Raw genomic sequence first — 6,723 nt, 5'->3', positions numbered from 1 at the left:
CACCGTGTGACTAGCCAGACGTGTGCGCTTCCGATCTAGGGGTTTGCAGGTACAGTGCCCAGCGTTTTGATCAAGCGCACCTTATCGACGGTTCGCAGTTGGTCCAGCACGATCTGGCCCTTGGTGCCGGCATGCGTCCCCGGCACCCGGAACGGAGCCGCAAAGCCTTTGGAGGTCATGGGTGCCACGATCACGGTTCGCAGCTTCTCATTCAACTCTGCTGGCGACMCCACCACGCAAGGGCGTGATTTCTGGATTTCGCTGCCCACGGTCGGGTCCAGATTCACCAGCCAAATGTCMCCCCGCCTCACCAGCTCAGCTCCGCATCGTCTGCGTTGCCGAACTCGCCCATCAGCAGGGCATCGTCGCCCTGAGCCGCCACAGCGGCGGCTGCCTCGGACCAACCTGCACGCACCGCCTTGGCGGGTTTACTCAGAATGATCTGCCCGTTCTCCACCACGATGTTGGCGGTGCTCTGCTCCTCTAGTCCTGCTTGGGTCAGTAGCGCCTTGGGCAAAACTATGCCCTTACTGTTCCCGATTGTTCTGATGGCGATTTCCATAAGCCCCTCCTTTTGTTGCAACAATGTTAAATTTTCACCGGCATGCCGTCAAGCAAGAGTTGGCGCATTTTGAAAGTAAAAAACGCATCACGACTCCGGCGTTTACCGTCAGGCGCTCAAAGAATAGGCCGAAGACGAAGCGCTGGCTTGAGCCCAAACCTAGCAACTTTGGGGGCGGCAAACTAGCCGCGTGTGACGCTGAAGTAAATCAAAAAACGAAATTAATGGGAATAAAAACATTGTTTTTAAAGTTATAGTGCATACAAATTGCGTGCATACCTGATCCAGCACTCGGCTAGACATCAGAAGCGGCGCAGCGACTTTCTCAGTTCCGTTACACCTGTGTATGCGCACAGTCTTCAGAGCCAAGCCATGAAGCCCATTGATTTTTCGTACAGCGTGCAGCCATGTTATTTTGCACATGCCAGCCATATTGGCTTGGTATGTCGCATACATCAAAGTTGGCCTACACGAGCGGAGGCCGTATGAACATTCCTTGCCAATCTTGCAGAGCTGAATTGCCCACTACTTGGCGGTGGTTCGTCTGCGACAAGTGTGGATATCGAGTTTGTCCAAGTTGCCTATCTAAACACAATGGGCAGTACGGGCAGGGCTTCAAGTGCAGTCAGTGTGCTTTTGGACAGATGAAGGAGAAGAACGGGATATGAACATTTCAAACGGTAATGGAAAAAAATTGGTTGCGCGGTCCTTCGATCTAACTACCTCTGCAGGAGTAAGAGATGCTATTCGCGCCGCAAAAGACCCCGACCTGCTGTTGTTATTAGGCGGGCCAATTCCGTATTTGGCCAAGAAGCTATTTGACAAAGGGGCCGAGTTAATTCGAGAAACGGCAAACTCGACCAATTCAACAATTCAGGAACAAAGGCAAGCTGCCGTCGAGATCATCAAGGCTGGCAAGGTCAATAATGCATCCTCCATAGAGGTTACCCTTGATCAAAAGGCGGGTATTGATCTTGGAAGCGAGATCGAGGGGATTCCCCTGAAGTTCTCAGTCGGGAAGTCTGGAAAAATGACAATCAAGGTTGAATATAAGTAAACTTGCCGCAACTATAAAGTACAGAAAAGAAAGAAATAAATGCAGACAATAAATCTAGACACTGCTAAACAACTAGCGGAAGAACTTGTTGCCAAGACTCGGCAAATCAAACTACTTGAAGCCGAAGTGGATCAGCTCAAGCTTGAGATTTTCGACGCCGCGAAAGGTGGTATTCAGTGCGCCGGAGGCCGAGTAATTTTCGTTGACTCTGGAACAAGTTTTCAGCTCGACCGCAACTTGTTGAACGCACGACTTGTACAGCAGTTTGGGCTCAGCGAACCTGACGCTGCCTCATTTGTCGACGAATGCAAGTCCGAAATAGCAAAGACTGCGTATATCTCGGTCCACCTTGAATGATTGGTTTGAGTGCAATTGGTGTTGAAGCCCAATACTGCGAATCAGCGGCGCCTCGCGATAAAGTCGCACAGCGCCGGTGACCTTGAGCGTTAGCTATCGTAATTCGACGGAACTCATATGCAAGATCAAAATAATGAAGCAATAAAAAAGAAGCTCAAGGAATTTGAAGACCATATTGATGCTTACAGAGGGGCACTAAATACCGAGGGTGTTTGGCTTTTTCTCGCTACGTTGGGATGCTGGAGTGTTGGTCATGCCCCATCACAACTTTATGCAATAACGATTACGTTCATTTTGTTTTCACACCGAATCTACTCGAAACTACATGACAAGAGGCCGTTCTCTTCCATCATCAAAGATTTGGAAAAAATAATCAAAAAAGAACTCGAAAATGGTGATACACAAAAGGCTCGGTTGCATGATTTGCACCAAATTCGGGATATAAAGTTAGCTACCAAAAGCCAATTAAAATCAACTATAATATTCTTGCTTTGCTATTCATTTCTGGCATTAACATTATGGAATTGCTACAAAAGCGCGATTCATTAAATAGCGGTTCATTCGAGAGAGGCTGCCAAGAACTATCGCTCTTGGCAGCCTCTCACAACAAAAGCTATCTCCTTGGCAATAACTGAATAGAGCCGTAAAAATGAATATAGAAACCAAAGACTGGATCATGGTTCTCGCCACAATGCTTGGTCCGATCCTGGCAGTTCAGGCTCAAAAATGGATCGAAGGTGCTCGCGCGCAGAGAGGGCGAAAGCTCCAAGTTTTCACTCAATTAATGGCGACGCGTGCAGCCAGACTATCCCCAGAACATGTCCAAGCAATCAACATGATCGACTTGGTCTTCTACGGTGCTTTCACTTTCGGAATGCATCGCAGAACGCGGAAGGAGCAGGCAATCCTAGACGCTTGGAAGGAGTATCACGACAACCTTTGCGGCGGAGTAGACCTCTCAGAGATACAACAGCAGGCACATTTCGCGCAACGCAATGAGTTATTCCTTAATTTGCTTTATGCAATTTCACAGGACGTAGGATTCACTTTTGATCGAGTTCAACTCAAGCGCGGTGCTTACACGCCAGTTGCTCACGAAGAAATAGAGGCTGATCAAAATGCATTGCGGAAGGTGCTTCTAAAAGCATTGTCGGGTGATTCACCACTCAGCATGAATGTGTTGCAGATGCCATCCAATCCCGAACTTGCAGAAGAGTACCGTCGCAACATTGACCGTATTGCCAATGCCCTTGAAGCGAATAGCAATGCCATGGGCAAAACACCACCATGCCACCCAGTCTAGCCTTCCTACACACCTCTCCGGTGCACGTTCCAACGTTTACCGCTTTACTGGAATCGATCGATTCAGATGCAAGCGCGACACACTTTGTTGACGAAGCTTTGCTTCGCGACGCAAGAGCGCAGGGTCATGACTCACCAGGTGTTGTTCAACGGGTGCAAGAAGCAGTGCGAGTTGCCGCAGAAACTGGCGCATGCGTGGTTGTCTGCACTTGCTCAACCATAGGAGCAGCCGCAGAAGCTACTCCAACACATGGGAAATTCACCGCAAAGCGAATCGATAGGGCAATGGCCAACGCCGCAGCACGGGCAGGCCCCAATGTTCTCGTTGTTGCTGCGCTTCAAAGCACACTTGGCCCGACGTCAGACTTGATTCGCGACTCGGCTCAAAGGCTTGGGTTGCAGGTCAAGATTTCAGAACACCACGTATCAGACGCGTGGCAACACTTCGAACAAGGGAATCTGGTTGCGTACTACGCCGCGATCGAAGCCGAAGTTCGCAAGTTGCTGCCTGGCCCCAGCGTAGTTGTTTTGGCTCAAGCCTCAATGGCGCCTGCTGCGGCGGCGCTTTATGACGTTGCCGTGCCAGTGCTTAGCAGTCCGGCACTCGGAGTGCAGGACGCGCTTGGCATTGCATAAAGTGCAGCCTCGCCACGCGTACAAGCTGGCACCAGCGGCGTGGCTCGGACGTCAGATGGCCAGCTCACCCGCAAAGCCCCAATAAATGTCATTTCCTGCCAATCATCTTGACCTGATTGGCGATTGGTAAAGCCCTGCTGCCGCTCGATACTTTGTCCGTATCGAACCCTTTCAAGGAGCAGGCATGGCCGTTAGCAAGCGCGCTGTTCACGTCGTTGGCGTGGGCATGATCCCCTTCACCAAACCCGGGGCCAGCGAGTCCTACAACCTCATGGGTGCGCGGGCGGCCAAGCTGGCGCTCGACGACGCGGGCGTGCCCTACGACGCCGTGCAGCAGGCTTATGTGGGCTACGTATATGGCGACTCCACCGCCGGGCAAGCGGCCATTTACGGCGTGGGCCTGACGGGCATTCCGGTCTTCAACCTCAACAACAACTGTTCCACCGGGTCGAGCGCGCTGTTCCTGGCGCGTCAGGCGGTTGAGAGTGGCATGGTTGAATGCGCCATTGCCCTGGGCTTTGAGCAAATGGTGCCCGGCGCGCTTAAGGGCGCTTACGACGACCGACCTTCGCCCATGGCCCGCTTTGCCGAGGCCATGACCGCGCACCAGGGGTTTGACCCGGCCGCGCCCCGAGCTGCGCAGTTCTTTGGTGGGGCGGGCATGGATTACATGAAGGAAAACGGCATCCGCGCCGACACCTTTGGCCGCATCTCGGTCAAGGCGCGCCAGCACGCGGCGCGCAACCCGCTGGCCGTGTTCCGCCAGACGCTCACGCTCGAAGAGGTGATGGCCTCACCCACCGTGTTTGGTCCGCTCACGCGCTACCAGTGCTGCCCGCCCACCTGCGGTGCGGCAGCCGCCATCGTCTGCTCGGCCGACTTTGCCAAAAAGCACAAGCTGGACGCCAGCGTGGTCATCGCTGGGCAGGCCATGACCACCGACACGCCCAGCACGTTCGAGAGCGACGACATGCGCCGTGTGGTGGGTTATGACATGACGGCCAACGCGGCCAAGCAGGTGTACGAAGCCGCAGGCATTGGCCCCGAAGACCTGGACGTGGTGGAGCTGCATGACTGCTTCACGGCCAACGAACTCATCACCTATGAAGGTCTGGGTCTCACGCCCGAGGGCACCGCCGAAAAGTTCATTCTGGATGGCGACAACACCTACGGCGGGCGCATCGTCACCAACCCCTCGGGCGGCTTGCTGTCCAAAGGGCACCCGCTCGGCGCCACCGGGCTGGCGCAGTGCTACGAGCTGGTCTCGCAGCTGCGCGGCACAGCCGATCAGCGACAGGTCGAAGGCGCACGTTTGGCGCTGCAGCACAACCTGGGCTTGGGCGGTGCATGCGTGGTCACGCTCTACCAAAAGGTGTGAACATGAAGCCCCTGCGCTCCTCATTTCGTGTAGCGGCTGCTCTCCAAGGAGGTGAAAAATGATCGACCGCAAATTCATCGGCCACACCATGCCAGCCTTCGAGGTGCTGGTGGAAAAGGGCCGCCTGCGCTTTTTCGCCAAGGCCACGGGCCAGACCGACCCGGTCTACACCGACGAAGCCGCCGCCCGCGCTGCCGGCCACCCGGCCTTGCCCGTGCCGCCCACGTTTTTGTTTTGCCTCGAGATGGAGTCGCCCGATCCGGCCGCGATCCGCAACCTGCTGGGCATGGACTACCGCCGTGTGCTGCACGGCGAGCAGGGCTTCACGTTTCACCGCATGGCTTATGCGGGCGATGTGCTGCGTTTTGAGCAGCGCATCGAAGACATCTATGACAAGAAGGGCGGCGCACTGGAGTTCGTGGTGCGCAAGACCCGCGTGAGCAACCAGCGCGGCGAGCATGTGGCCGACTTGCGCAGCATCACCGTCCAGCGCAACGCCTGAGGCATTCACCATGAGCACAACCATGCAACGATTCGACGACCTTCAGGTGGGCGACATGATCCCCGCGCTGGAATTGCCCCCCCTCTCGCGCCTCACGCTGGCGCTGTACTGCGGCGCAGCGGGCGACCACAACCCGATCCACGTCGACACCGACTTAGCCCACAGCGCAGGCATGCCCGACGTGATCGCCCACGGCATGTTGTCCATGGGCTGGCTGGCCCGCTTGCTCACCAACTGGGTGCCGCAAACGGCCATTCGCGACTACAGCGTGCGCTTTGCCGCCATGACCCAGGTGCACGAAAAGATCACCTGCACCGGCCAGGTGACCGAAAAGTTTGAAGTGGGTGGCGAGCGCCGCGTGCGCCTGTCGCTGACCACCGCCAACGCCGACGGGCAGGTCAAGTTGGCGGGTGATGCCGTCGTCGCGTTGGCCTGAAACATCATGAATGATTTAGCCCTGTGAAATTTTCAAGGCTCAAAGATGTTGTAGGTCGGTGGTCGAAGACCCCGACATGGGCCTGTGCCGAAACCCATCATGTCGGACTCTGCGAGTACCGACCTACGAGAAGAATTGCGCACACGTTTCAAACTTCAACATGCCACAGAAAAGGATTCCCCATGACCCGCAAACTCGAAGGCCAGGTGGCCCTGGTTTCAGGCTCCGGTCGCGGCATCGGCCGTGAAATCGCGCTCAAGCTCGCCAGCGAAGGCGCACGCGTCGTCATCAACGACCTCGACCAGGCCCCGGCCGAGCAGACCGTGGGTGACATCGTCGCCAGCGGTGGTCAGGCCGTGGCCTGCATCGGCAGCGTGACCGACACCGACTTTGGCGAGCGTTTTGTCAAGACCGCGCTCGACGCGTTTGGCGGCATCGACATCATCGTCAACAACGCCGGGTACACCTGGGACAACGTGCTGCAAAAGATGAG

Annotated in this window: 11 protein-coding genes; 9 read left to right on the top strand and 2 right to left on the bottom strand. The window is 55.5% G+C overall.

Annotated elements, in window-relative coordinates; all coding sequences use genetic code 11:
• Positions 1–35 precede the first annotated feature (35 nt).
• A complete protein-coding gene (locus AMM33_RS21625) occupies positions 36–314 on the bottom strand; it encodes a type II toxin-antitoxin system PemK/MazF family toxin (RefSeq protein WP_090143348.1) in 279 nt (92 codons plus the stop codon).
• On the bottom strand, positions 308–562 hold the full coding sequence (locus AMM33_RS21620; RefSeq protein WP_090142567.1) for an AbrB/MazE/SpoVT family DNA-binding domain-containing protein: 255 nt from the start codon (positions 560–562) through the stop codon (positions 308–310). Before AMM33_RS21620 ends, AMM33_RS21625 begins: the two co-directional genes overlap by 7 nt.
• A gap of 664 nt (positions 563–1,226) precedes the next feature.
• Here AMM33_RS21620 and AMM33_RS21610 point away from each other — a divergent pair.
• From AMM33_RS21610 to AMM33_RS21570, 9 genes are all read left to right on the top strand, one after another.
• Entirely contained in the window at positions 1,227–1,619 is a 393-nt protein-coding gene (locus AMM33_RS21610) for a hypothetical protein (RefSeq protein WP_090143343.1), read from the top strand.
• A gap of 39 nt (positions 1,620–1,658) precedes the next feature.
• Entirely contained in the window at positions 1,659–1,976 is a 318-nt protein-coding gene (locus AMM33_RS21605; RefSeq protein ID WP_090143341.1) for a hypothetical protein, read from the top strand.
• Between the two features lie 117 nt (positions 1,977–2,093).
• Positions 2,094–2,525, top strand: coding sequence for a hypothetical protein (locus tag AMM33_RS21600; RefSeq protein WP_090143339.1), 432 nt, complete (start codon positions 2,094–2,096; stop codon positions 2,523–2,525).
• A 100-nt stretch (positions 2,526–2,625) separates the two neighbouring features.
• Positions 2,626–3,279: a DUF6680 family protein gene (locus AMM33_RS21595; protein ID WP_090143337.1), complete on the top strand. Its 654-nt coding sequence runs from the start codon at positions 2,626–2,628 to the stop codon at positions 3,277–3,279.
• Entirely contained in the window at positions 3,264–3,914 is a 651-nt protein-coding gene (locus AMM33_RS21590) for an aspartate/glutamate racemase family protein (RefSeq protein ID WP_090143334.1), read from the top strand. The genes AMM33_RS21595 and AMM33_RS21590 overlap by 16 nt, the downstream gene beginning before the upstream one ends.
• A 184-nt stretch (positions 3,915–4,098) precedes the next feature.
• Entirely contained in the window at positions 4,099–5,292 is a 1,194-nt protein-coding gene (locus AMM33_RS21585; protein ID WP_090143333.1) for a lipid-transfer protein, read from the top strand.
• 58 nt (positions 5,293–5,350) lie between these two features.
• On the top strand, positions 5,351–5,794 hold the full coding sequence (locus AMM33_RS21580; protein ID WP_090143331.1) for a MaoC family dehydratase N-terminal domain-containing protein: 444 nt from the start codon (positions 5,351–5,353) through the stop codon (positions 5,792–5,794).
• Positions 5,795–5,804: 10 nt separating this feature from the next.
• Positions 5,805–6,230, top strand: a complete 426-nt coding sequence (locus AMM33_RS21575; RefSeq protein ID WP_090143328.1) for a MaoC family dehydratase — start codon at positions 5,805–5,807, stop codon at positions 6,228–6,230.
• A gap of 182 nt (positions 6,231–6,412) precedes the next feature.
• Positions 6,413–6,723, top strand: a 311-nt coding sequence (locus AMM33_RS21570; protein ID WP_194945686.1) for an SDR family NAD(P)-dependent oxidoreductase, incomplete at its 3' end; no start/stop codon positions are given.

The sequence above is a fragment of the Limnohabitans sp. DM1 genome (assembly GCF_001269385.1).
In the GTDB taxonomy this organism is placed as follows: Bacteria; Pseudomonadota; Gammaproteobacteria; order Burkholderiales; family Burkholderiaceae_C; genus Limnohabitans_A.
The sequence above is the reverse complement of the archived record's forward strand: the minus strand, read 5'-3'. Positions and strand labels throughout refer to the sequence as shown.